This is a genomic window from Pseudomonas khavaziana, from assembly GCF_019145205.1.
Taxonomy (GTDB): Bacteria; Pseudomonadota; Gammaproteobacteria; order Pseudomonadales; family Pseudomonadaceae; genus Aquipseudomonas; species Aquipseudomonas khavaziana.
In genome coordinates, this window is the sequence record NZ_JAHSTT010000007.1 from 193358 (window position 1) to 218476 (window position 25119).

Here is a 25119-nt window from a genome sequence, read left to right on the forward strand (position 1 = left end):
ATGTCCCTGATAGTTCTACTGCTTCTGCCTTTTATCGGCAGCTGTCTGGCGGCCCTGCTGCCGCATAATGCACGTAACACCGAATCCCTGCTGGCAGGCCTCGTGGCGCTGGTCGGCACCATTCAAGTCGCCCTGCTTTACCCCCAGATCGCCCATGGTGGCGTGATCCGCGAAGAATTCATGTGGTTGCCCAGCCTCGGGTTGAACTTCGTGTTGCGCATGGATGGGTTTGCCTGGCTGTTCTCGATGCTGGTGCTCGGCATCGGCACACTGGTGTCGCTGTATGCGCGTTACTACATGTCGCCGGATGATCCGGTGCCGCGCTTCTTTGCGTTTTTCCTGGCGTTCATGGGCGCCATGCTCGGCCTGGTGATCTCCGGCAACCTGATCCAGATCGTATTCTTCTGGGAACTGACCAGCCTGTTCTCGTTCCTGCTGATCGGCTATTGGCACCACCGCGCCGATGCGCGACGCGGTGCCTATATGGCGCTGATGGTCACCGGCGCCGGCGGCTTGTGCCTGCTGGCCGGGGTGATGCTGCTGGGGCATATTGTCGGCAGCTATGACTTGGACCTGGTGCTGGCAGCGGGCGATCAGATTCGTGCGCATTCGCTGTACCCGGTCATGCTGGCCCTGGTGCTGGTCGGCGCTTTGAGCAAAAGCGCGCAGTTCCCGTTCCACTTCTGGCTGCCCCATGCCATGGCGGCACCGACGCCGGTTTCGGCCTACCTGCATTCGGCAACGATGGTGAAGGCCGGCGTGTTCCTGCTGGCCCGCCTGTGGCCGTCGCTGTCCGGCAGCGAAGAATGGTTCTGGATCGTCGGCGGTGCCGGCGCCCTCACCCTCCTCCTAGGCGCTTACTGCGCCATGTTCCAAAACGATCTCAAGGGCCTGCTGGCCTACTCCACCATCAGCCACCTCGGGCTGATCACCCTGTTGCTGGGCCTTAACAGCCCGCTGGCTGCCGTCGCCGCGGTGTTCCATATCCTCAACCACGCCACCTTCAAGGCCTCGCTGTTCATGGCGGCGGGCATTATCGACCACGAAAGCGGCACGCGGGATATCCGCAAGCTCAGTGGCCTGGTGCGCCTGATCCCGTTTACCGCGACCCTGGCCATGGTCGCCAGCGCGTCCATGGCCGGGGTGCCGCTGCTCAACGGCTTCCTGTCCAAAGAGATGTTCTTCGCCGAGACCGTGTTTATCTCCTCGACCCAATGGGTGGAAATCGCCCTGCCGCTGATCGCGACCATCGCCGGTACGTTCAGCGTGGCTTACGCCCTGCGCTTCACCGTGGATGTGTTCTTCGGCCCGCCCGCCACCGATTTGCCGCACACACCCCATGAACCCCCGCGCTGGATGCGTGCGCCGGTCGAACTGCTGGTATTTACCTGCCTGCTGGTGGGGATTTTTCCGGCCCAGGTGGTGGGTTCGATCCTTGCCGCGGCGGCGCTGCCGGTGGTCGGTGGCGTGCTGCCCGAATACAGCCTGGCGATCTGGCACGGCTGGAACGCACCGATGATCATGAGCCTGGTGGCCATGTGCGGCGGCGTGGTGCTGTACCTGCTGCTGCGCAAGCAACTCAAGCGCGGACGCTTCAAGTACCCGCCGCTGATCAGCTACTTCAACGGCAAGCGCGGTTTCGAACGCAGCCTGGTGGTGATGATGCGCGGCGTGCGCCGGATCGAGAAACGCATCAGCACCAAGCGCCTGCAAACCCAGTTGTTCCTGTTGGTGCTGCTGGCGGTGGTCGGCGCGATGATCCCCATGCTCAACAGTGGCCTCAGTTGGGGCGACCGGCCGAAGATCCCGGGCTCCATCGTGTTCGTCACCCTGTGGCTGCTGGCAATTGCCTGTGCCCTCGGTGCCGCCTGGCAAGCCAAGTACCACCGGTTGGCGGCCCTGACCATGGTCAGCGTGTGCGGCCTGATGACCTGCGTTACCTTCGTGTGGTTCTCGGCGCCGGACCTGGCCCTGACCCAACTGGTGGTGGAAGTGGTCACCACCGTGCTGATCCTGCTCGGCCTGCGCTGGCTGCCGCGGCGGATCGAAGAAGTGTGGCCATTGCCCAACACCCTGCGCAAGGCGCGCATTCGCCGGGTGCGCGACTTCCTGCTGTCCACCGTGGTAGGCGGCGGCATGGCGCTGTTGTCCTACGCGATGCTGACCCGCCAGACGCCCAACGATATCTCTTCGTTCTACTTGAGCCGGGCTCTGCCCGAAGGCGGCGGCAGCAATGTGGTGAACGTGATGCTCGTGGACTTCCGCGGTTTCGACACCCTGGGCGAGATCACCGTGCTCGGCGCGGTGGCATTGACCGTCTACGCCCTGCTGCGACGCTTCCGCCCGTCCAAGGAAAGCATGGAGTTGCCGCCACAACAGCGCCAACTGGCACCGGACGTGGCCACCGACCTGGTCAACCCACGCCAGGCCAGCGACACCGCCCTGGGCTTCATGATGGTGCCGGCGGTGCTGGTGCGCCTGCTGCTGCCGATTGCGCTGGTGGTCTCGTTCTACCTGTTCATGCGCGGCCACAACCAACCGGGTGGCGGTTTTGTCGCCGGCTTGGTGATGTCGGTGGCGTTTATCCTGCAATACATGGTGGCCGGCACCCAGTGGGTCGAGGCGCAAATGAGCCTGCGGCCGATGCGCTGGATGGGCTTCGGCTTGCTTTCTGCGACACTGACCGGGCTGGGCGCGCTGTTCGTCGGCTACCCGTTCCTCACCACCCATACCTGGCATTTCAGCCTGCCGCTGCTGGGCGACATTCACATCGCCAGTGCGCTGTTCTTCGACGTTGGCGTGTACGCCATGGTCGTGGGTTCCACGCTGCTGATGCTCACCGCCCTCGGCCATCAGTCGGTGCGGGCGCATAAACCGAGCAACCAGGCCAAAGTGGTCGTCACAACCGAAGGAGCCGCCTGATGGAAGAAGTCATCGCAATAGCCATTGGGGTCCTGGCGGCCTCCGGCGTCTGGCTGATCCTGCGGCCACGGACATTCCAGGTGGTGATGGGTCTGTGCCTGTTGTCCTACGGCGTCAATCTGTTCATTTTCAGCATGGGCAGTCTGTTTATCGGCAAGGAGCCGATTATCAAGGACGGCGTGCCGCAAGATTTGCTCAACTACACCGACCCTCTGCCCCAGGCCCTGGTGCTGACGGCCATCGTGATCAGCTTCGCCATGACCGCGTTATTCCTGGTGGTGCTGCTGGCATCCCGGGGCCTGACCGGCACTGACCATGTGGATGGCCGGGAGCCCAAGGAATGACGTGGATGAACCAACTGATCGTCGCGCCGATCCTGCTGCCGCTGCTCACGGCCGGGTTGATGCTGATGCTGGGCGAAAAGCGCCGTCCGCTGAAAGCCCAGATCAATTTGTTTTCCAGTGTGATCGGCCTGGGCATCGCGATCCTGCTGCTGTACTGGACGCAACAAGGCGGCCCCGGCTCGATTGGCGTGTACCTGCCGGGCAACTGGCAGGTGCCGTTCGGCATCGTGTTGGTGGTGGACCAACTGTCGGCGATGATGCTGGTGCTGACCGGAATCATCGGCGTGAGCGCGCTGCTGTTCGCCATGGCCCGCTGGGACCGGGCGGGCACCAGTTTCCATGCGTTGTTCCAGATCCAGCTGATGGGTTTGTATGGCGCGTTCCTGACCGCCGACCTGTTCAACCTGTTCGTATTCTTCGAGGTGCTGCTGGCAGCATCCTACGGCCTGATGCTGCACGGTTCCGGCCGTGCGCGGGTGTCGTCGGGGCTGCATTACATTGCGATCAACCTGCTGGCGTCATCGTTGTTTCTGATCGGCGCGGCAATGATCTACGGCGTCACCGGCACGCTGAATTTTGCCGACCTGGCGTTGAAAATCCCGCTGGTGCCGGAGGCTGATCGTGGCCTGCTGCATGCCGGCGCGGCGATCCTTGCCACGGCGTTCCTGGCCAAGGCGGGCATGTGGCCGCTGAACTTCTGGCTGGCGCCCGCCTACTCGTCGGCCAGCGCGCCGGTGGCGGCGATGTTTGCGATCATGACCAAGGTTGGCGTGTATACCGTGCTGCGCCTGTGGACCCTGCTGTTTTCCGGCCAGGCCGGAGCTTCGGCGCTGTTTGGCGGCGATTGGCTGGTGTATGGCGGCATGGCGACCATCATTTGCGCCGCATTGGCGATGGTGGCGGCGCAGCGCCTGGAGCGCATGGCCAGCCTGAGCATCCTGGTCTCGGCCGGGATCCTGCTGTCGGCAGTGGGGTTTGCCCAGCCGAGCCTGACCGCGGGGGCGTTGTTCTATCTGGTCAGCTCCACCCTGGCGTTGAGTGCGTTGTTCCTGCTGGCGGAGTTGATCGAGCGTTCGCGTTCGGCCAACGACCTGCCGCTGGATGAAGAAATCGATGCGTTGCCCAAGGCCATGGAGTCGCTGCATCCGCGTCCTGGGGTGAACCTGGATGATGAGCAGAAAGCCGTGGTCGGCCAGGTAATCCCCTGGACCATGGCCTTCCTGGGCCTGAGCTTTATCGCCTGCGCCTTGTTGATCATCGGCATGCCACCGCTGTCCGGGTTTATCGGCAAGCTGAGCTTGTTAAGTGCACTGATCAATCCGTTGGGCCTGGGCAATGCCATCGATGAACCGATTCGCCCGGCCGCCTGGGGGCTGGTTGCCTTGCTGATCCTCTCCGGGCTGGCCTCGCTGATCGCCTTTGCGCGCCTGGGCATCCAGCGCTTCTGGACCCCGGAAGAACGCCCATCACCGCTGTTGCGTCGTAACGAGTGCCTGCCGATCTTCTTTTTGCTCGGCCTCAGCATCCTGCTGACCTTCAAGGCCGAGCCACTGATGCGTTACACCCAGGCCGCCGCCGACAGCCTGAATAACCCGGAACGCTACGTGATGGCAGTGCTGGCGACACGTCCGGTACCCAGCCCCGAAGCCCAGGCCGCCGCGCTGGAGGTGCAGCCATGAAGCGCTTGTTCCCTGCTCCGTGGCTGTCATTGGCGTTATGGGTGTTGTGGCTGGTGCTGAACTTGTCGGTCAGCCCCGGCAACCTGCTGCTAGGCGCGCTGCTGGGCTTACTCGCACCGTTGCTGATGGCGCCGCTGCGACCGTTGCCGATCCGCATCCGCCGCCCCGGAGTGGTTGTCCGCCTGTTTTTCCTGGTGGGCCGCGACGTGATCCTCTCCAACCTGAATGTAGCCTGGGGCGTCCTGACCTGCGGCACACGAGCGCCGCGCTCGCGTTTTATCAAGATTCCCCTGGACCTGCGCGACGCCAATGGCCTGGCCGTGCTGGCGATGATCACCAGCGTGACGCCGGGCACCGTTTGGTCGGAACTGGCCCTGGACCGCAGCATCCTGCTGCTGCACGTTTTCGACCTGGATGACGAAGCGCAGTTTATCCAGCACTTCAAGCACGCCTATGAACGGCCCCTGATGGAGATCTTCGAATGAGCGCCCTGCTCTCCAATGCGATCCTCGCCAGCCTGTTCCTGTTTTCCCTGGCCATGGTGCTGACCCTGATCCGCCTGTTCAGAGGCCCCTCGGCCCAGGACCGGGTACTGGCGCTGGACTACCTGTATATCCTGGCAATGCTGATGATGCTGGTGCTGGGTATTCGTTATGCCAGTGACACTTACTTTGAAGCAGCGTTGTTGATTGCGCTGTTCGGCTTCGTCGGCTCGTTTGCCCTGGCCAAATTCCTGCTGCGTGGGGAGGTGATTGAATGATGCCTTTATGGGTTGAAGTGAGCGTAGCGGTGCTGCTGATAGTGAGCAGCGTATTTGCACTGATCGGTGCTATCGGCTTGCTGCGGATGAAGAGCTTTTTCCAGCGCATGCACCCACCCGCGCTCGCCTCGACATTGGGCGCATGGAGTGTGGCGTTGGCGTCGATCATCTACTTTTCGACGCTCAAGTCCGGGCCGGTATTGCATGGCTGGTTGATCCCGATTTTGCTGTCGATCACCGTGCCGGTGACTACCCTGCTGCTGGCGCGCACCGCGTTGTTCCGCAAACGCATGGCCGGTGATGACGTACCCGCCGAAGTCAGCAGCCGCCGCTGAGCGCTGAAGACAACATAATCCAAATGTGGGAGGGGGCTTGCTCCCGATAGCAGTGGGTCAGTTAGCTCACCTGTATCTGACCCACCGCAATCGGGAGCAAGTCGAATCGTCGCACCGCCCCTCCCACAGTTTAACCGCACTAGGCGAAAGACCGGATTCGCTCTGCCAGCTCAGCAAGTTCGGCATCATCCGCCCGCAAATGGTCGTGGGAAGAGATATAGCCCTCATAAGCCTCAAAAAACTTATCCACCTTCGAGCTCAACGGCTTGAACGTGCTGTCCTGCCCGGTCCCATGCATGGGAAACAACTTCGCATGCAGGTGGTCCACCCCATACCCTTCCAGAATCATCCCCGTACGCGCCACATCGGGAAATGCGCGGTCGATCTGTTGTGCGGTTTTCTTTGCTGCGACCGCGAGCCCTGCCAACACTTCATCCGACTGCGCAAACGCATAGCTGCCGTAATGCTGCTTGGGAATCACCACGCTGAAACCCGGTGTGTTGGGGAAGATCGACAGGAACGCCATATATTGGTCATCCTCCCACAGGATATGGGCCGGGGAGGTTTTGCGGACAATGCTGCAGAAAATACAATCCATTTGAATCACCGCCAGTTTCGTCTTGGGTTTGGTCGTCGCAATCATCTAAAGCCAGGATGGAATGAGCGTCAAACCCTACGGGCATTTTGGGAAATGTCCTAAGACCTGGGTATAGAGACAGGAGTTCACCATGGATAAAAACATCATTGTCATCGGCGGCGAGTCCAGCGAAGACATGACGCGCATGACCCGCATCGACGAATATATCGTCGCTTCGTCGGGCAAACCCCAGCCCACGGTGCTCTATATCTCCACCGCCAATGGCGATCACCGTACGAAGATTGCCGACTTCACGCTCAAATACCAAAGCGCCGGCTGCACCGTTGTGCCATTGACGTTTTTCATTCCGCCTTTTCCAGCCCCGGGTCATGTTGCCGCGCTGTTTGAGCAGGCTGACATCATCTACGTGGCCGGCGGCAACACCCGAGCCTTGCTGGCCATCTGGCGTGAATTTGACGTGACCGCCCTTTTGAAACAAGCCCAGGAACACGGCAAAGTGCTTTGCGGCGTCAGTGCCGGCGCCATCTGCTGGTTCGACCATGGGCATTCCGACTCAGGAGGCGTATATGCGCTGATCGACGGGCTGGGTTTTCTCCCTGGCGCGCTGTGCCCGCACTTCAGTTCAGAGGTGGGGAGAGAATCTTCGTTTGTTGAACTGGTTCGACTTGAAAACATACACCCCGCCTACGCGCTGGATGACGGCGTTGCCCTGCATTTCAAGAACGGTGAATACCATGCGACTGTCCATAACTACACGACTGGTAGTGCATATGAACTCAGCAGCACTTCGGAGCCCATTGCAAGGAAACGCCCTACAGCTCTTTAGGGTTGCCGCTCAGAAAATGGCCGCCTAATCTTTGGCGGTCGCTGCAAATTCAGCGACCGGGTTTCGCAGCTCGGTTAAACTCTAGACGCACAGCGTCCACCTCAGATAGCGGGCGCTTTTTAATGCCTGATGTTATGGCGGCTGTGCGCGGGATACCTTCGGGTATGCCGGGTGCTAGAGTCCCGGTCTGCGAACCTGCGTACAGCTGCCACCCAAATATCGTTTCGCAGCGATGGGTGGTGACTCCAATACTCTAGGAGCTACGCCATGATTAAAGACAGTCCGAATCCACCGTCAGATTCAACCGCATTTCACACTGCCGCTCATCGAGCGATAAATCACTACCTGAACCCGTCTGAAAAACCAGAGCCATCTGCTTAGGATCATGGTTTGTTTACCGTACGTGAAGGATTAGACGTCGAGACGCTGCTGGTCAACGCGTCGGAGGATCTTGCGTCGGTTCAAGCGCTGGCAAGCCATTTGGCTTTTGAGATCGAAGGCACCCCGCGTAGCGTAGCTCTGGGAATTTGCCGGATGCTGGAGGGGATTCAGCTGATGGTGGATAAAACGCTAAAACTCAAAGACAAACCAATTCACGGATAGATCTGATCCGAAGACCGAGCAAAGTGAGCACGGTCAAAAGTGGGAGGGGCGGTGCGACGATTCGACTTGCCCCCTCCCACATCTGGATCAGGCCTGATCAGCCAACCGCCACGTCGTCCCACCCTTCCCGTCTTCCAACACCACGCCCATCGCGGTCAGTTGGTCACGGATACGGTCGGATTCCGCCCAGTCCTTGTTGGTACGAGCAGCCAAACGCGCCTGGATCAGCGCATCAACCTCAGCCGCATCCACACGCCCTTCGGCGCCAGCCTGCAGGAAGTCATCGGCCTCCATCTGCAACACGCCCAGCACACTGGCCAACTCTTTCAAGCGCGCCGCCAGGCCCGCCGCTGCGTCGAGATCGCTCTCGCGCAAGCGGTTGATCTCGCGCACCATCTCGAACAGCACCGCGCAGGCTTCCGGCGTGCCAAAGTCGTCGTTCATGACTTCGGTAAAGCGTGCCACGAACGTTTCGCCACCAGCAGGCGCAACCGCTGGCAAGCCTTTCAACGCGTGGTAGAAACGCTCCAGGGCGCCCTTGGCATCCTTGAGGTTGTCTTCCGAGTAGTTGATGGCGCTGCGGTAGTGGCTGGACACCAGCAGGTAACGCACCACTTCCGGGTGATACTTTTCCAGCACGTCGCGGATGGTGAAGAAGTTGTTCAAGGACTTGGACATCTTCTCGCCATTGATGCGGATCATGCCGCAGTGCATCCAGGCGTTGGCGTAGGTCTTGCCGGTGGCGGCTTCGCTCTGGGCGATTTCGTTTTCGTGGTGCGGAAACTCCAGGTCGCTGCCACCGCCATGAATGTCGAAGGTCTCGCCCAGGCAGCAGGTGGACATCACCGAGCACTCGATGTGCCAGCCCGGACGCCCGGCACCCCAAGGTGACTCCCAGCTTGGCTCGCCCGGCTTGGTGGCTTTCCACAGCACAAAGTCGAGCGGATCCTGCTTGGCTTCGTCGACTTCGATACGTGCACCGATGCGCAGGTCTTCGATCTTCTTGCGCGACAGCTTGCCGTAGCCCATGAACTTGGCGACGCGGTAGTACACGTCACCGTTGCCTGGGGCGTAGGCATAGCCCTTGTCGATCAAGGTCTGGATCATCGCGTGCATGCCAGGGATGTGGTCCGTGGCACGCGGCTCCATGTCCGGCTTGAGGATGTTGAGGCGCGCCTCGTCCTCATGCATGGCGGCGATCATGCGCTCGGTCAGCGCGTCGAACGCTTCGCCGTTTTCGTTGGCGCGGTTGATGATCTTGTCGTCGATGTCGGTGATGTTGCGCACATAGGTCAAGTCGTAGCCGCTGAAACGCAACCAGCGGGTCACCAGGTCGAAGGCCACCATACTGCGGCCGTGGCCGATGTGGCAGTAGTCGTACACGGTCATGCCGCACACGTACATGCGCACCTTGTTGCCATCCAGGGGCTTGAAGACTTCTTTGGTCTTGCTGAGCGTGTTGTAGATCGTTAGCACGATGTTTCCCTTAAGACTTAATCACTGGCCCCACGAATCTCGCAAGGTCACGGTACGGTTGAATACCGGAGCACCAGGTTTCGAGTCCTTGATATCCGCGCAGAAGTAACCTTCGCGCTCGAACTGGAAACGGTCTTCCGGCTGTGCGTCGCCAAGCGATGGCTCGGCACGACAACCATTGAGCACTTGCAGGGAGTCAGGGTTGATGTTGTCGAGGAAGCTCGCGCTGTCTTCAGCCTTCTCGGGGTTCGGCGAGCGGAACAGGCGATCGTACAGACGCACTTCGCACTCGATGCTGGCGGCGGCCGGCACCCAGTGGACCACGCCCTTGACCTTGCGGCCTTCGGGATTCTTGCCCAGGGTGTCGGGGTCGTAGGAGCAACGCAGCTCGACGATGTTGCCATCGGCGTCCTTGATCGCTTCGTCAGCGCGGATCACGTAGCTGCCGCGCAGGCGCACTTCGCCGTTCGGCTCCAGGCGCTTGTAACCCTTGGGCGGCTCTTCCATGAAGTCATCGCGGTCGATGTAGATTTCGCGGGCGAATGGCAATTTGCGCACGCCCAGCTCTTCTTTCTGAGGGTGACGCGGCAGCTCGAGGTTCTCGACCTGGCCTTCCGGGTAGTTGGTGATCACGACTTTCAACGGGCGCAGCACACACATCGCGCGCGGGGCGTTGGCGTCGAGGTCCTGGCGGATGCTGAACTCGAGCATGCCGTAGTCGACCACGCCGTCGGAACGGTTGGTGCCGACCATCTCACAGAAATTGCGGATCGACGCCGGGGTGTAGCCACGACGACGGAAGCCCGACAAGGTCGACATGCGTGGGTCGTCCCAGCCATGCACGTGCTTTTCATCCACCAGTTGCTTGAGCTTGCGCTTGCTGGTGATGGTGTAGTTGAGGTTCAGGCGGCTGAACTCGTACTGGCGCGGGTGCGCCGGCACCGGCAGGCTGTCCAGGAACCACTCGTACAGCGGGCGATGGCTTTCGAACTCCAGGGTGCAGATGGAGTGGGTGATGCCTTCGATGGCATCCGACTGACCGTGGGTAAAGTCGTAGTTGGGGTAGATGCACCACTTGTCACCGGTCTGGTGGTGGTGGGCATGGCGGATGCGGTACATGATCGGGTCGCGCAGGTTCATGTTCGGCGAGGCCATGTCGATCTTGGCGCGCAGCACGCGGGCACCGTCCGGGAACTCACCGGCGCGCATACGGTTGAACCAGTCCAGGTTTTCTTCCACCGAACGGTCGCGGAACGGGCTGTTCTTGCCCGGCTCGGTCAGGGTGCCACGGTACTCCTTGGCCTGCTCCGGGGTCAGGTCGTCCACATAGGCCTTGCCGGCCTTGATCAGCTCGACGGCCCAGTCGAACAACTGGTCGAAATACTTGGAGGCGTAGCGCACTTCACCGGACCACTCGAAGCCCAGCCACTTGATGTCGCTTTCGATGGCGTCGATGTATTCCTGGTCTTCCTTGGCCGGGTTGGTGTCGTCGAAACGCAGGTGCGTGACGCCACCGAACTCCTGGGCCAGGCCGAAGTTCACACAGATCGACTTGGCGTGGCCGATGTGCAGGTAGCCGTTGGGCTCTGGCGGGAAGCGGGTGACGATCTGCGTGTGCTTGCCCGAATCCAGGTCCGCCTGGATGATCGGGCGCAGGAAGTTGACCGGGACGGCAGGTCCGGCCTTGGAATTCGAGGTAGGGTCGACAGTGGGCTTGCTCATAGGATCCTTGAACAGACAGGTTCGTGGCCGGGTCAGGCCAGATAAAACAAAGGGCTTATCATAGCCGAAGCTGTCAACCACCTGACAGAGCGCGGTCGAAAACTGCTGCTTTAATTGCTGCTTTAATGACAGGCGCGGTAAAAAACCACCTCGAAATTCTTGCAAGGCACGCTAAACTGCGCGTCTTGGCCCAAGTTTCGCCAAACCGGTCGTGGCGCCCAGGCGCCCAAACCCACGAATTCCCTGAAAAGAGTAGTGAACATGACTCAAGTCAAACTGACCACCAACCACGGTGACATCGTCATCGAGCTGAACGCCGACAAGGCGCCGATCACCGTCGCCAACTTCATCGAATACGTGAAAGCCGGCCACTACGAAAACACCGTTTTCCACCGTGTCATCGGTAACTTCATGATCCAGGGCGGCGGTTTCGAGCCCGGCATGAAAGAGAAGAAAGACAAGCGCCCGAGCATCCAGAACGAAGCGGACAACGGCCTTTCCAACGAAAAGTACACCGTCGCCATGGCCCGCACCATGGAGCCGCATTCGGCCTCCGCGCAGTTCTTCATCAACGTCGCCGACAACGGCTTCCTCAACCACAGCGGCAAGAATGTGCAGGGCTGGGGTTATGCCGTATTCGGTAAAGTCACCGCAGGTACTGACGTCGTCGACAAGATCAAAGGCGTGTCCACCACCTCCAAGGCCGGTCACCAGGACGTTCCAGCAGAAGACGTGATCATCGAGAAAGCCGAGATCATCGAAGCGTGATATTGCTGATTTCAGACTTGCATCTGGAAGAGGAACGCCCGGATATTACCCGGGCGTTTCTGGATCTGCTCCACGGCCGCGCCCGTGGCGCCCAGGCGTTGTACATTCTGGGGGACTTTTTTGAAGCCTGGATTGGCGACGATGGCATGACCCCCTTCCAGCGTTCCATCTGTGCGGCGTTGCGTGAACTGAGCGACAGCGGCACCCCGATTTTCATCATGCACGGCAACCGCGATTTCCTGATCGGCAAGGCGTTCTGCAAAGCCGCAGGCGCCACCTTGCTCAAGGACCCGAGCGTCGTGCAATTGTATGGCGAGCCTGTGCTGCTGATGCACGGCGACAGCCTCTGCACCCGCGACCTTGGCTATATGAAGCTGCGGCGCATCCTGCGTAACCCGATTGTGCTGTTTATCCTGCGTCACCTGCCCTTGGGCACGCGCCACAAACTGGCGCGCAAGCTGCGCAGTGAAAGTTCTGCCCAAGTGCGCATGAAGGCCAACGATATTGTCGATGTCACCCCCGAAGAAGTACCGCGGGTGATGCAGCAGTTCGGCGTACGCACCCTGGTCCACGGCCACACCCACCGCCCGGCGATCCATAAGTTGCAGATCGGCGACCAGGCGGCCAAGCGTATTGTGCTGGGGGACTGGGACAAACAGGGCTGGGCGTTGCAGGTGGATGAGCAAGGATTTCAACTGGCGGCGTTTGACTTCGTCAACCCGCAGTTGGCATTGCCTGGCGCCTGACTCTCAAACACCACTGGTCGAATGTGAACAGAGATTAAACTGTGGGAGGGGGCTTGCTCCCGATGAGGGAGGGTCAGTTGATACAGCTTTAACTGACCCTCCGCTATCGGGAGCAAGTCGAATCGTCGCACCGCCCCTCCCACAGTTTGATTGCATTTCAGCCTTGGCTATCAGTGGCCCGAGGCTGCTGGCCCCGCCTTTGCGGTAAATGGCGGTTTGGCCAGCCACACCAGTAACATCAAGCCCATGAACATCCACCCCAGCAACGTGAAGTAATCCACGGTGGACATCATGTACGCCTGGCTGGTGAGGACTTGATCCAGTTGCGCGTACGCCTTCTGCCCCGCTCCACCGAGCGCCTGGATGGCATCACGGGTGGCCGAGTCGTAGGGGGTCATGCTCTCGCTCATGTAGGCATGGTGCTGGTCGGCGCGGCGGATCCAGATCCAGGTGGTCAGCGAGGCCGCGAAGCTGCCGCCCAAGGTACGCAGGAACGTCGCCAGCCCGGCGCCGTCGGCAATCTGGTGCGGCGGCAGGTCGGACATCAGGATGCTCAAGGTCGGCATGAAGAACAGCGCCACGCCGATGCCCATGAACAGCTGCACCATGGCGATGTGGGTGAAGTCCACTTCGTTGGTGAAGCCTGCGCGCATGAAGCAGCTCAAGCCAATCGCCAGAAATGCCAGGCCCGCCAGCAGGCGCAGGTCGAATTTGTGCGCGTACTTGCCCACGAATGGCGACATCAGCACCGGCAGGATACCGATCGGTGCCACTGCCAGCCCGGCCCAGGTGGCGGTGTAGCCCATCTGGGTTTGCAGCCACTGCGGCAGGATCAGGTTGATACCGAAGAAGCCCGCGTAACCGAGGATCAACACGATGGTGCCAATGCGGAAGTTACGGTGCGCGAACAGACGCAGGTTGACCACCGGGTGCTTGTCGGTCATTTCCCAGATGACAAACACCGCCAGGGCAATCATCGAGATCACCGCACCGATGATGATGAAGTTGGATTCGAACCAGTCCAGGTCATTGCCCTTGTCGAGAATGATCTGCAAGGCACCGACCCCGACGATCAGGCTCAGCAGCCCAACGTAGTCCATCGGCTGGTAACTGGTGACCACCGGGCGCTTTTTCAGCTGCGCACGCACCACCATCACCGCAAAGATACCGATGGGCACGTTGATGAAAAAGATCCACGGCCAACTGTAGCTGTCGGTGATCCAGCCGCCGAGGATGGGACCTGCAATCGGTGCGACCACCGTGACCATCGCCAATAACGCCAGGGCCATGCCGCGCTTGGCGGGTGGATAGACCGCGATCAACAGCGTCTGCGTCATCGGGTACAACGGCCCGGCGACCAAGCCTTGCAGCACCCGAAAGCCGATCAGCTCGGGCATCGAGGTGGAGATGCCGCAGAGGAACGACGCCAGCACAAACAGGATGGTCGCCCACAGGAACAGCTTCACCTCGCCGAAGCGTCGGCTCAACCAGCCGGTGAGCGGCAAGGCAATGGCGTTGCTCACCGCGAACGAAGTGATGACCCAGGTGCCCTGCTCTGAACTCACGCCCAGGTTGCCGGAAATGGTCGGCAACGCCACGTTGGCGATGGTGGTGTCGAGCACCTGCATGAAGGTCGCCAGCGACAGGCCAATAGTGGCCATCAACAGGCTGGGTGGCGTGAACGAGGCGTTATTGCTCATCAGCGTTGCGCAGCCTTGGGAGCGGCGACGCTGTTGTCATGGATCAACTGATTGATCATGGCATCGGCCTCGGCCAACTGGCGCTCATACACGTTGGTGGTGAACGAGGCCTTTTGCGGCGCCTGTTGCGCCAGCACGGGGCCGCTCTGGTCGTGCAGGTCCACATTGACCACGGTACTCAGGCCCACCCGCAGCGGGTGCTTGGCCAACTCTTCGGCGTTGATATGGATGCGCACCGGCACCCGTTGCACGATCTTGATCCAGTTACCAGTGGCGTTCTGCGCCGGCAACAGGGCGAATGCACTGCCGGTGCCGGCACCGAGGCTGTCGACGGTGCCGCTGTACTTCACGTCGCTGCCGTAGATGTCCGACTCGATATCCACCGGCTGGCCGATACGCATGTCGCGCAGTTGGGTTTCCTTGAAGTTGGCATCGATCCACAGCTGGTCCAGCGGGATCACCGCCATCAGCGCGGTGCCCGGCTGCACGCGCTGGCCCAGTTGCACGGTGCGCTTGGCTACATAACCGGTGACCGGCGCGATCAGGGTGCTGCGCGCATTGGCCAGGTACGCCTGGCGCAATTGCGCGGCAGCCGCTTGCACGTCGGGGTGCGACGAAATCACCGTGTCATCCACCAGGGCATTGGTGGTTTTCAGTTGTTGCTCGAGGTTGGTCAAGGCGTTCCTGGCGGCAGTCAGGCTGTCGCGGGCGTGGGACAGTTCTTCCTGGGAGATCGCGCCGCCCTGGGCCAAGGTCTTGCGCCGGTTGTAGTTGTCCTGGGCGGTTTGCACGTCGGCCTTCTGTGCATTGACCTGGGCTTTCATGCCATCGACATTGCTGTACAAGCCGCGCACCTGGCGCACGGTGCGCGCCAGATTGGCCTGGGCACTCTGCAGGCCGACGGCAGCATCGTTGGGGTCGAAGTTGATCAGCACCTGGCCTTCATGGACCAGGTCGCCATCGTCGGCGCCGATGCTGACCACGGTGCCGGTGACCAGCGGGGTGATTTCCACCACGTTGCCGTTCACGTAGGCGTCGTCGGTGCTTTCATTGAAGCGCCCGTAGAACTCATACCACGCCCACACGCCCACCACTCCGAGGATGACGATCAGCGCCAGGCCGATCAGCATGACTTTGCGTTTGCGTGGGTTGTTGTCTTTGGGTTGTTCAGTAGCGTTGTTGCTGTCGGCAGTGGCCATGACAAATACCTCAAATTATTCCGTGCGTGTAGCTGGGGTGGTCGCGGCCACATTGCTGGCGTTGTACCCGCCACCCAGGGCCTGCATCAGTTGAATCGACAGGTCGATCTGCGCCGCATTCAAGGTCGCCAGCTGACGCTGGGCCTGCAGCAATTGCTGCTCGATGCTGAGCACATCCAGGTAGTTGCCGATGCCTGAGCTGTAGCGTTGCACCCCGGTGTCGTAAGACTGCTGCGCGATGTCGGCGGCATGTTGCTGGGCCTGGATCTGCCGCCCGGTGTCGCGCAATTGCGAGAGGGTGGTGCCGATATCACCCAGGGCTTGCACCAGGGTCTTGTTGTACTGGGCCACGGCCAGGTCGTAATCGGCGTCGCGAGCGTCGAGGTCGGCACGCAGGCGGCCGCCGTCGAAGATCGGCAGCGAAATCGTCGGTGCAATGTTGAAGAAACGGCTGGCCGAACCGAACATCGCGTCCCCCAGCAACGACTCGGCCCCGGCGCTCGCGCTCAGGTTGAGGTTGGGGTAGAAGCGGGTCTTGCTCGCGTCGATGTTCTTGCTCGCCGCTTCTACTCGCCAACGTGCTGCGATCAGGTCAGGACGACGGCCGAGCAGCTCAGCGGGTAACACCGAAGGTACGGCGACGGCGCTGGGTTTGAGCACCGCCGGGCGGGCCAACTCGTCACCCCGGTCCGGGCCTTTGCCGAGCAACACGGCGAGGGCGATCTTGGCGCTTTGCAGCTGTTTTTCCGCATCGATCAACTGCGACTGGGAGCTGGCTTCCAGGCTCTCGGTCTGCTGGTATTGGTATTCACTGTCGATGCCGGAACTCAGGCGGCGCTTGCTCAGGTCAAGCATCTGGCGGGTGCGCTTGAGGTCGTCGACCGCCAGGTCGCGCACGATATGCGCCTGGCCCAGGTCGCTGTAGGCCTTGGCCACGTTGGCGGCCAGGGTCAGGCGTGCGGCCTGTTGATCGACTTCGGCGGCGCGGGCCTCGCCCAGGGCGGCTTCCCAGGCGGCGCGCTGGCCGCCCCAGAGGTCGAAGTTGTAATTGAAGCTGGCGCCGATGTTGCGCACCGTCGAATAGGCATCGCCCTGCCCGCGTGGGTCCTGGTCCTTGGCCAGGCGCGAGCGGCTCACACCGGCGCTGGCATCCAGGGTTGGCATGCGCGCAGCGTTGGCGGCATAGGCAGCGGCTTCGGCCTGATGGGCACGGGCGTCGGCGACTTGCATGTCGGGGCTGTTTTGCAGGGCTTCGGCGATCAGGCTGTCGAGCCGTGGGTCGCCAAGGCTTTTCCACCAGTCGGCAGCCGGCCAGGCAGCGTTCGACAACGTCACGCCGCCGAGGGATTTACCGGTTTGCAGGGTATTGGCGTCGAGGCGCTGGCCTTGTGTGTCGAGACCGCTGTAATTGGCGCAACCGGCCAACGTCATCGCCGCCAGCACCAGGCTGAATGCGCGTGTGTTCATGATCTACCTACCCGCTGGATCGTGATGGGGTCACCCGCAGCGATGAGCATTTTCTTCAGGATTCGCTCCAGGGTCTCCAGCTCGCCCGCCTCGAGGACGCCGGCCAACTGGTTGAGGGCCTGGGCGCCAATGTGCGGGAGCATGTCCGCCAGGCGCTGGCCCTCGGCGGTCAGCACCAACTGCACCTGGCGGCGATCCAGCTCGGAACGCTTGCGGCTGAGCAGGTCTTTTTGCTCCAGCCGGTCGAGCATCCGCGTCATCGAGCCGCTATCGAGGGACAGGTTGCGGCACAGCTCAGCCGGGGTGTCGACGCCGAACTGGGCCATGATGATCAACACCTTGAACTGCGCGGCAGTGATGCCGTGGGGTTCCATATGGGTGTCGATGATGCGGTCCTTGAGAATCGCGGCGCGCCCCAGCAACAGGCCGAGGTGGCAGTTGTGGAAGTTATCGGGGGTGAAGTGAGGCATCGAAAGTCACCTTATTACTGCCTAGGCAGTGAATGTGTGACGAGATGTTACTGCTTAGGCAGCGAATGTCAAATGGAATTATTAGGTTGCTTGGTAGTTGGCTGAAGGCTGGAGTGAAATAAAAACCAATGTGAGAGGGGCGGTGCGACGATTCGACTTGCTCCCGATAGCGGTATGTCAGTCAACTTGTTTGTAGCTGACCGATCGCTATCGGGAGCAAGTCGAATCGTCGCACCGCCCCTCCCACATTTTTTTACCGCGTACCGATCAGAAATCGCGTTTGTAAAAGATATCCAGGGAACTGGCTACGCCCGTAGCGACTTCCAGGTACACCTTCTTGCTCAACAAATAGCGCAAGGCAATGGTGTTAGCCGGTTCGAACACCCCGACCCCATAACGCAGGCTGAGCTTCTCGTTGATCTTGCCGCTCGCGACCACCGCCGTACTGTTGCCAGTGCCTTGGGTGTCCAGATCAAAATCCTGAATCCCCAGCTTATTGGCGATATCCGTGGTCACCCCGGCGCTGCCCATCAAGCCCAGGCCCAGGGCGGCTTCGGCGAGCATGTTGTTGTCTTCGCCAGTGTTGGTGCGCGAACGCCCCAGCACCAGGTACGACAGCGCATCTTCCTGGGCCATGGCCGGCTCGGAGAAGATCTGCGTGGTCGGTTGTTCAGCACTGCCGCTCAGGCGAATACCGGCGGTCACGGTGCGGGACGATTCGACCACCACGCGCACGGCTTCGATATCCAGGAACGGTTGGTCCAGCGGCCCGGCGAACAGCAGCCGCGCACGGCGCACGTTGAGGCGCTGGCCGTAGGCGCGGTAGCGACCGTCGTTGAGCCACAGTTCGCCACGGGTATCCATGTTGTCGCCGATGTGCACATGGCCCTGGACCTTGGCGGTGAGGCCGAAGCCGGCGAAGTTGAGCTGGTCTTCGCCTACCTCCACGTCGATATCCATGGCCATGGCCATCGGCGGCTTGCCCTCTTCGGTCTGGCTGCCAATGATCACGGTGTCGTCGGACACCTTGACCGTCGAAGGCGGCAGTTCGCGCACGGTGATGTCGCCACGGGGGATGTGGACTTTGCCGGCAATCGCCAACTTGTCGTCCTTGAGGCTGATCTTCAGGTCAGGCGCCACTTCCAGCTTGGCGTAGGGTTCCACGGTGACCGGCAGTTGCGAGCCTTTGAGGCTAAGGTCGACCACCAGGGCGCGGCCCCAGTCGATCTGGCCCTTAAGGCTGCCCTGCCCGGCCTTGCCGCTGTGCCAGCCGCCGTTGAGCTGCACGCTTTCGCCGGCGATCTGCGCCTGCAGGTTCAGGCCCTCGAGGCTGATGGGCAGTTCCGGCCCGGAGACTTCGCCGTCCACCAGGTTCAGGTTGCCGTTGACCAGCGGCGCGAGCAAGCCGCCGGAGATGCGGCCGCTGCCGTTGAGCTTGCCGGTGAGTTTTTCAACCATTGGCACAAAGGGCCGCGCCACGGCGAGGTCCAGGCCAGTAAGGCTGAAGTTGCCGGTGATTGGCTTGTTGTTCGGCAGCGGGTTGATCTGCGCCTGCAACAGCAATTCGCCGAGCTTGCCGCCATGAAAGTTGAGCTGAGTGTCGATGCGCTTGGGATTGAGGGTGGTTTCCAGCTTCAGGGTGTTGTAGGGGAAATCCAGCCATTGGCCCTTGTCGCGCACGCGCAAGGTGCCACCGCTGGCATCTACCGCTACCACACCCTTTGGGCCGCTTTCAGGCAGGTCAAGCTGCACGTCAGCATTGAGCTTGCCCTGCCAGGCGAAGTCTTTGGGCAAAAATGCCGCAAGGCTTTCGATGGGAAATTGCTTGAGGTGGTAACGCAGCTTCGGTTCGGGCATCAGCCGCTGGTCTTCGCCACACAGGCTGGCAGGGCCGGAAACCCAGCAGTGCGCACCGAAGGTCAGCTTGCCATCGGCCAGCCGCTCGATTTTTGCCGGGGCTTGCAGCCGCCAATCCTGGCCGCCTGCTTGTACGTTGCCGCTGGCCAGGCGCCCGCGCCAGTTGTCTTTGTCGAGGTTGCCATCCAGTGCCAGGGCCAGCTTGACCAAGGGGCCGGCCAGGTCCAACTGGACCTTTTGGTTCTTGATATCGCCCTGGGCGCTGGCGGTCAGGTTGCCGACCTGGGTTTCGCCGGCGTAGATGCCGCTGGCCTTGAGGTCGAGCCTGGCGCGTTGGGCGGTATCGAGGCTGGCGTCGAGGTTGAGCGATTGCAGGCGGTTGTCGGCAAATGCCAGTTGTTGGCCCTTGAGGTCGAGCTTGCCTTGCGGCGCTTTCAAGGTACCGGCTACATCGACACGCCCATTGATTTGCCCGCGCAGTTGCGGCCAGAGCTGGGCCAGGCGCGTCAGCTTGATGTCGATCTGCCCGGCCAGGCGTTGTTGCAGGCTGCCGCTGCCGTTGATGCGGTTGTCACCCAGGCGAATATCCAGGTTGGCGAGGGTCCATTGTTCGCCTGCACCTTCGGCCTTGGCCGCCAACACAGCGGTTTGCCCGCGCAGGCGGCCCTTGAGGTCGAGGTCAGCGTTGAGCTTGAGTTGTTCGTTCTTGAACTCGCCTTTGCTGCGAAGCGGTCCGGCCAGGGTGCCGGGTAACTCGGCCACCCAGTACGCCGGGTTCAGTGCCGACAGGTCCAGGGCGGTATCCCAGGCAATACCGTCGGCAAACTGCAGGTTCAGGTGGCCTTCGGCTTTACCCTGACCGGCCGTCAGTTTCAACTCGGGCAGGAAGACTTGCTTGAGGTCACCACTGAAGGGGGTGACCACATTGAACTTACCCGCCGGGCCGTCGAGGTCGGCCTTGAGATTGCCCAGGTAATTGCCGTCTTTATAGGAGATTTCACCATTGAAGGTACGCACTGCCACTTGTGGCTCGTCGATCAGGGGATAGAGGCGATGCCAGGGGAAATCCAGCCAGTCGATTTTGGCGTCAGCACTGAAGCCTTGTTGCCAATCCAGGTTCGCACTGAGCTTGAGGCTTTGCTGGTCACCGGCATTCAGGTCCAGTCCGGCGATCTGCGCGCCCTTGGCGTCAACCTTGCCTTGCAGCAGTAAATCCACCGGGCCTTTTTCCGCCGGTAGCACGGCCTTGCCGAGTAACTGGTAGCCGCTTTTCAGGTCGCCCTTGGCACTCAGGTCCAATTGGTTGAGTTGCAAGGTGTCGGGCAGGTCGGCGCTGGGTTTGAACGCCTCGGAGGTGATGCGCAACTGCGCCGGCAGGTTTTCTACCAGGGGTTGCAACTCGCCGCTGAGCTTGGCCGGCAAGTAACCGCTGCTGTCGGCGTCGAGTTTGAGGGTTTTGAGCAAGTCGCCGTCGATCTTGAGCGCAACGCTCCAGGGAGCACCGCCAGGGGCGTAGGGCAGGCTCAAGTTGCCGGTGGCGTTCAGCGGCCAGTCGCCGGTGGGTTGCAGCAGGCCGGCGAGGTCCAGCACCAGGTCGTCGCGCTGTAAATGTACCGAGTCGATCTGCATACCGGCGCCAGTCCAGTGCGCCGCCAGTTGCAGGCCCTTGAGTTCTTCGCTGCCGTTGAACAGCAGGCGACCGATGCGCACATCGCCCAACTGGATCGCAACCGGCAGTTTGAGCTCAGGCAGTTGGATCGGCCCGCTGTTGCTTTCGTCGGTACTGGGCGCAAATTCCAGGCTGACCTGTTCCACATCCAATTGGTCGATACAAAGGGTCATGCGAAGCAGGCAGCCGGGCGACCAGTCAAACTTTGGCGCATTCAGCTCGACGCGGCTGCCATCCTGCTGCCACAGCAAATGATCGGCACTCCACTGCCCGCCCAGGCGCCCCTGGAAATTTTCCACGCTCAAACCTGGCACCTGGCCCAAGGCCCAGCGACTGCCCGCCTGGGTACCAAGCACTGACCACAGCGCCAACAACAGCAAGACGAGGATGGCAACCAACGCCAGCCCTGCGATTTTCAAACCACGCATCACAGCTCAGGCCCCATGGAAAAGTGCAATCGAACGCCGCCCGGATCTTCGAGGGCATGGGCCAGGTCGAGGCGAATCGGCCCCACCGGCGATACCCAGCGCACGCCGACGCCCACGCCGGTTTTCAGGCTCGGCAGGTCGAGGTTGTTGAAAGAGTTGCCCTGGTCGATAAAGGTCGCGATACGCCATTTGTCGGTGATGGAGTATTGATACTCGGCACTCAAGGCCACCATGTAGCGACCACCGATGCGATCGCCGCGGTCGTTCTCGGGCGACAGGGTCTGGTACTCGTAACCGCGCACGCTCTGGTCACCACCGGCAAAGAAGCGCAACGACGGCGGCACGGATTTGTAGCCGTTGGTGGCACTGCCGCCAAATTGTGCGCGCCCCAGAAAGCGGTGGTTGTCCCACAAAGTGGTCAGGCCTTTGACGGTGGCCGTGCCGTAAAGCAGGTTGGTGTCAGACCCCAGGCCCTCTTTGGCGACCTTGGTGTCGAACATCAGGCGATACCCATGGTGCGGGTCGATTCGGTTGTCGCTGCGCAGGTAGGAATAACTGACCCCCGGCATCAACAGGTTACTCATCCCCGAGTCATTGCCCAGGCGGTATTCTTCACGCTGGTACTTGAGAGAAATCACCCGCGTCCAGCCACTGGGCAACTTGCTGTGCCATTCAGGGCCGACGGTGAGCAGCTTGCTCAGGGTGTCGGTGTTGGCGATCTCTTCATTCTGATAGCCGCCGGCGAAGCGCAATTTGTCGGTGAGCGGCGGGTCGAGCGGGATGTCGTACCACAGGCCGACGTTCTGCCGCGGCGCCGACAGTTCGGCTTCCCAGCCATAACTGTGGCCCTGGGGGTTGACCCAATGGCGAGTCCAGTTGGCTTTGCCACGTGGGCCGACGTCGGTGGAGTAACCCAGGCCCAGGCCCATGGTGCGCGGCTTGCGGGTTTCCAGCTGCACGGCAACCGGGATTACGTCATTGGTCGCGGCAGTGGGGCTGGCGTCCACCCGCACGCCTTCGAAGAAGCCGCTGGCTTGCAGGTTCTGGTTAAGTTCGGCGATCAGTTCGGAGTCATACGGCGTGCCGCTGTTGAACGGCACCATGCGTTGCAACAGCTCTTCATCAAACGGCGTGTCGCCGCTGAAGCTGACCTTGCCCATGCTGTAGCGCGGGCCGCTGTCGTAAATGAGTTCGATGTCGGCCACGCCCGCTTGAGGGTCAACCGCGAGCTTCTGGCTGGTAAAGCGCCCGCTGAAAAACCCGTAGCGCGAGGCCTGGTTCTGGATCAGGCGCTTGGCGTCTTCGTAATGGCCGTGGTTGAGCACCGCGCCGGATTTGAGGTCGTCGCTGGCAGGTACGCGAAAAACCTTGAGGCTCGCGGCCTGGCCATCCACCCGAATGGTCACGTCGCGCAAGTGCACTGGTTCGCCGGGATCGATGGTGAGAGTCAGACGCGGATTCTTGCCGCCCTTCACCTCGCTGGCAATCTGCGGCTGATAGAAGCCTAAAGCCTGCGCGGCTTTGCGCGCCTGCTCTTCGGCGCCACGGCTGAACCGCAGCAAGGCTTCTTCATCACGATCGCCCACCCCGCCGATGTAGCCTTCGATGTTGGCTTTCAGCGCGTCGTTTGAGGGTTTGATCCGCACGTCCAGTTCGCTTTGCGCGAATGCGCCGCAGCTTGTGAACAGCAGAATCAAGCCGCTGGTAAATCTTCCTGGAAACTTCATAGGCGCGGATGCTACACGAGCTGGGGAGAGTCTTTGAACCCGGATTTGTCTGAATAATTCTGTCTAAGCCGTTGCAGCATGTAACGCCTGGGGATTGGGATGGAAAAACACATGCTCCAGCACCGGGCCTACGGCGACTTCGCCGATCTCTTCATAGCCTTGGCGCTTGTAGAAATCCAGGTAGCGGGAGTTGCCGGTGTCGAGCACCACCCCGGAGGAATGCGGGTCGTCGGCGCACCAATTGTGTACGGCTTCCAGTAGTTGCTCACCGAAGTGCTTGCCCTGGAACTGTGGGTGAATACCCAACAGCGGCAATACATGCACCGACTCGCTGGGCAGGCATGCCAGGACCGCCTGATGGTATTCCAGGTAACGCCGCGTCCCGCGCACGCCGGTACTCAGCCACATGCGGATCTGCCACGCCCAACTCTCGGTGATGCCAAGGCGCCGCTGGGGCGGTGCAATCAGGGCGATGCCGATCAGCCGGTCGTTGACGAACAGGCCGATGGCGGGAAGCTTCTGGAAGAAGTGCTGCTTGACCAGTTCGCGCACGGTGGCGCGCACCCGTTGCTCATAACCCGGCCGCTCGGCTTCGAAGATGTAGGCGAAGGTCGGCTCGTGGCGATACGCCTGGTAAAGCAGGGATCGCGCCTCGCGGGAGTAACCGCTATTGAGCAGGCGAATGTCGGCAACGGCCGTCGAAGTGTCTGGCATAACAGTCAATCTCCTGGGCGCCACTCAAACATGGCGTTCTTATGGGTACGAACCTGTACAGCTCCAGTCGTTCCCAGACATTAGCAGCGCATTCACCCGACCGCCACGCTGGCCCCCGCCGGACTTGTCGGCTAGCATCGCCCTTTTGCCAGACTGGACTGCCGACCATGAAAATCGTCTCCTTCAATATCAACGGGCTGCGTGCTCGCCCTCATCAGCTGGCGGCGCTGATTGAAAAGCATCAACCGGACGTGATCGGCCTGCAGGAAACCAAGGTCCACGATGACCAGTTCCCCCTGGCCGAAGTGCAAGCCCTGGGGTATCACGTGTACTACCACGGGCAGAAAGGCCACTACGGCGTGGCCCTGCTCTCGCGCAAAGAAGCCCTGAGCGTGCACAAAGGTTTTGCCAGCGATGAAGAGGACGCCCAGCGGCGTTTTATCTGGGGCACCTTCGCCGATGAAAACGGCCACCCGGTGACTATCATGAACGGCTACTTCCCCCAGGGTGAAAGCCGCGACCATCCGACCAAGTTCCCAGCCAAGCAGCGCTTCTACGCAGACTTGCAGCACCTGTTGGAAAGCCAGTTCAGCAACGACCAGGCACTGGTGGTGATGGGCGACGTGAACATTTCCCCGGAGGACTGTGACATCGGCATCGGCGCCGACAACGCCAAGCGCTGGCTGAAAACCGGCAAGTGCAGCTTCCTGCCGGAAGAACGCGAGTGGATGGCACGCCTGAAGAACTGGGGCCTGGTGGACAGCTTCCGCCACCTCAACCCGGACGTGGCCGACCGCTTCAGCTGGTTCGACTACCGCAGCCGTGGGTTTGAAGACGAGCCCAAGCGTGGGCTGCGCATTGACGTGATCATGGCGTCCACCGGCTTGGTACCGCGGGTCAAGGATGCCGGGGTGGATTACGATTTGCGTGGCTTGGAGAAGCCATCGGACCATGCGCCGATCTGGTTGGAACTGAGCTGACCTCAAAAACAGATTGTAGGAGCGAGCTTGCTCGCGAAGAACTTGAAAGCGCCGCGTTAAAACAGATTCGCTGCGTTATCGTTGACGTTTTTCGCGAGCAAGCTCGCTCCTACAGGGCATCAGGGTTTG

20 protein-coding genes and 1 pseudogene are annotated in these 25119 nt (G+C 61.2%); 11 read left to right on the forward strand and 10 right to left on the reverse strand.

Going from position 1 to position 25119, the window contains the following annotated elements:
* From KVH01_RS18465 to KVH01_RS18490, 6 genes are read left to right on the forward strand one after another with little or no spacing between them, the layout of a single operon-like run.
* Window positions 1-2922, forward strand: a complete 2922-nt coding sequence (locus KVH01_RS18465) for a monovalent cation/H+ antiporter subunit A (protein ID WP_217882379.1) — start codon at window positions 1-3, stop codon at window positions 2920-2922.
* On the forward strand, window positions 2922-3266 hold the full coding sequence (locus tag KVH01_RS18470; protein ID WP_003192163.1) for a Na+/H+ antiporter subunit C: 345 nt from the start codon (window positions 2922-2924) through the stop codon (window positions 3264-3266). The genes KVH01_RS18465 and KVH01_RS18470 overlap by 1 nt, the downstream gene beginning before the upstream one ends.
* The gene (locus KVH01_RS18475) at window positions 3263-4945 is read left to right on the forward strand and encodes a monovalent cation/H+ antiporter subunit D (RefSeq protein ID WP_043046541.1); all 1683 of its coding nucleotides are present in this window, start codon (window positions 3263-3265) and stop codon (window positions 4943-4945) included. Before KVH01_RS18470 ends, KVH01_RS18475 begins: the two co-directional genes overlap by 4 nt.
* Complete coding sequence (locus KVH01_RS18480) at window positions 4942-5430, forward strand: Na+/H+ antiporter subunit E (protein WP_217882380.1); 489 nt, start codon at window positions 4942-4944, stop codon at window positions 5428-5430. Before KVH01_RS18475 ends, KVH01_RS18480 begins: the two co-directional genes overlap by 4 nt.
* The gene (locus KVH01_RS18485) at window positions 5427-5705 is read left to right on the forward strand and encodes a K+/H+ antiporter subunit F (protein WP_043046539.1); all 279 of its coding nucleotides are present in this window, start codon (window positions 5427-5429) and stop codon (window positions 5703-5705) included. The genes KVH01_RS18480 and KVH01_RS18485 overlap by 4 nt, the downstream gene beginning before the upstream one ends.
* On the forward strand, window positions 5702-6040 hold the full coding sequence (locus KVH01_RS18490) for a Na+/H+ antiporter subunit G (protein WP_043046538.1): 339 nt from the start codon (window positions 5702-5704) through the stop codon (window positions 6038-6040). Before KVH01_RS18485 ends, KVH01_RS18490 begins: the two co-directional genes overlap by 4 nt.
* A 139-nt stretch (window positions 6041-6179) precedes the next feature.
* Here the strand turns inward: KVH01_RS18490 and KVH01_RS18495 are convergent, their stop codons facing one another.
* Window positions 6180-6638, reverse strand: a complete 459-nt coding sequence (locus tag KVH01_RS18495) for an HIT family protein (protein ID WP_217882473.1) — start codon at window positions 6636-6638, stop codon at window positions 6180-6182.
* Window positions 6639-6768: 130 nt separating this feature from the next.
* Here KVH01_RS18495 and KVH01_RS18500 point away from each other — a divergent pair, with 130 nt between their 5' ends.
* Window positions 6769-7464 (forward strand): Type 1 glutamine amidotransferase-like domain-containing protein, encoded by a 696-nt coding sequence (locus tag KVH01_RS18500; RefSeq protein ID WP_217882381.1) that lies wholly within the window; start codon window positions 6769-6771, stop codon window positions 7462-7464.
* A gap of 267 nt (window positions 7465-7731) precedes the next feature.
* Window positions 7732-8067, forward strand: a pseudogene (locus tag KVH01_RS18505) (DUF6124 family protein).
* Window positions 8068-8154: 87 nt separating this feature from the next.
* Here the strand turns inward: KVH01_RS18505 and cysS are convergent.
* Window positions 8155-9543, reverse strand: a complete 1389-nt coding sequence (gene cysS, locus KVH01_RS18510) for a cysteine--tRNA ligase (RefSeq protein ID WP_217882382.1) — start codon at window positions 9541-9543, stop codon at window positions 8155-8157.
* Between the two features lie 21 nt (window positions 9544-9564).
* Window positions 9565-11265 (reverse strand): glutamine--tRNA ligase/YqeY domain fusion protein, encoded by a 1701-nt coding sequence (locus tag KVH01_RS18515; RefSeq protein WP_217882383.1) that lies wholly within the window; start codon window positions 11263-11265, stop codon window positions 9565-9567.
* A 261-nt stretch (window positions 11266-11526) separates the two neighbouring features.
* Here KVH01_RS18515 and KVH01_RS18520 point away from each other — a divergent pair, with 261 nt between their 5' ends.
* The gene (locus tag KVH01_RS18520; RefSeq protein WP_217882384.1) at window positions 11527-12033 is read left to right on the forward strand and encodes a peptidylprolyl isomerase; all 507 of its coding nucleotides are present in this window, start codon (window positions 11527-11529) and stop codon (window positions 12031-12033) included.
* On the forward strand, window positions 12030-12779 hold the full coding sequence (lpxH, locus tag KVH01_RS18525) for a UDP-2,3-diacylglucosamine diphosphatase (protein ID WP_044274008.1): 750 nt from the start codon (window positions 12030-12032) through the stop codon (window positions 12777-12779). The genes KVH01_RS18520 and lpxH overlap by 4 nt, the downstream gene beginning before the upstream one ends.
* A 170-nt stretch (window positions 12780-12949) precedes the next feature.
* Here the strand turns inward: lpxH and KVH01_RS18530 are convergent, their stop codons facing one another.
* From KVH01_RS18530 to KVH01_RS18560, 7 genes are all read right to left on the reverse strand, one after another.
* Window positions 12950-14479: a DHA2 family efflux MFS transporter permease subunit gene (locus KVH01_RS18530; RefSeq protein WP_217882385.1), complete on the reverse strand. Its 1530-nt coding sequence runs from the start codon at window positions 14477-14479 to the stop codon at window positions 12950-12952.
* A complete protein-coding gene (locus KVH01_RS18535; protein WP_217882386.1) occupies window positions 14479-15678 on the reverse strand; it encodes an HlyD family secretion protein in 1200 nt (399 codons plus the stop codon). Before KVH01_RS18535 ends, KVH01_RS18530 begins: the two co-directional genes overlap by 1 nt.
* Before the next feature lie 15 nt (window positions 15679-15693).
* Entirely contained in the window at window positions 15694-17145 is a 1452-nt protein-coding gene (locus tag KVH01_RS18540; protein ID WP_217882387.1) for an efflux transporter outer membrane subunit, read from the reverse strand.
* Window positions 17142-17615 (reverse strand): MarR family winged helix-turn-helix transcriptional regulator, encoded by a 474-nt coding sequence (locus KVH01_RS18545; protein ID WP_217882388.1) that lies wholly within the window; start codon window positions 17613-17615, stop codon window positions 17142-17144. Before KVH01_RS18545 ends, KVH01_RS18540 begins: the two co-directional genes overlap by 4 nt.
* Before the next feature lie 267 nt (window positions 17616-17882).
* Window positions 17883-21569, reverse strand: a complete 3687-nt coding sequence (locus tag KVH01_RS18550; protein WP_217882389.1) for a translocation/assembly module TamB domain-containing protein — start codon at window positions 21567-21569, stop codon at window positions 17883-17885.
* Entirely contained in the window at window positions 21569-23296 is a 1728-nt protein-coding gene (locus KVH01_RS18555) for an autotransporter assembly complex protein TamA (protein ID WP_217882390.1), read from the reverse strand. Before KVH01_RS18555 ends, KVH01_RS18550 begins: the two co-directional genes overlap by 1 nt.
* A gap of 63 nt (window positions 23297-23359) precedes the next feature.
* Complete coding sequence (locus tag KVH01_RS18560; protein WP_217882391.1) at window positions 23360-24010, reverse strand: GNAT family N-acetyltransferase; 651 nt, start codon at window positions 24008-24010, stop codon at window positions 23360-23362.
* A 167-nt stretch (window positions 24011-24177) separates the two neighbouring features.
* Here KVH01_RS18560 and xthA point away from each other — a divergent pair, with 167 nt between their 5' ends.
* Complete coding sequence (gene xthA, locus KVH01_RS18565) at window positions 24178-24990, forward strand: exodeoxyribonuclease III (RefSeq protein WP_043049966.1); 813 nt, start codon at window positions 24178-24180, stop codon at window positions 24988-24990.
* Window positions 24991-25119 lie beyond the last annotated feature (129 nt).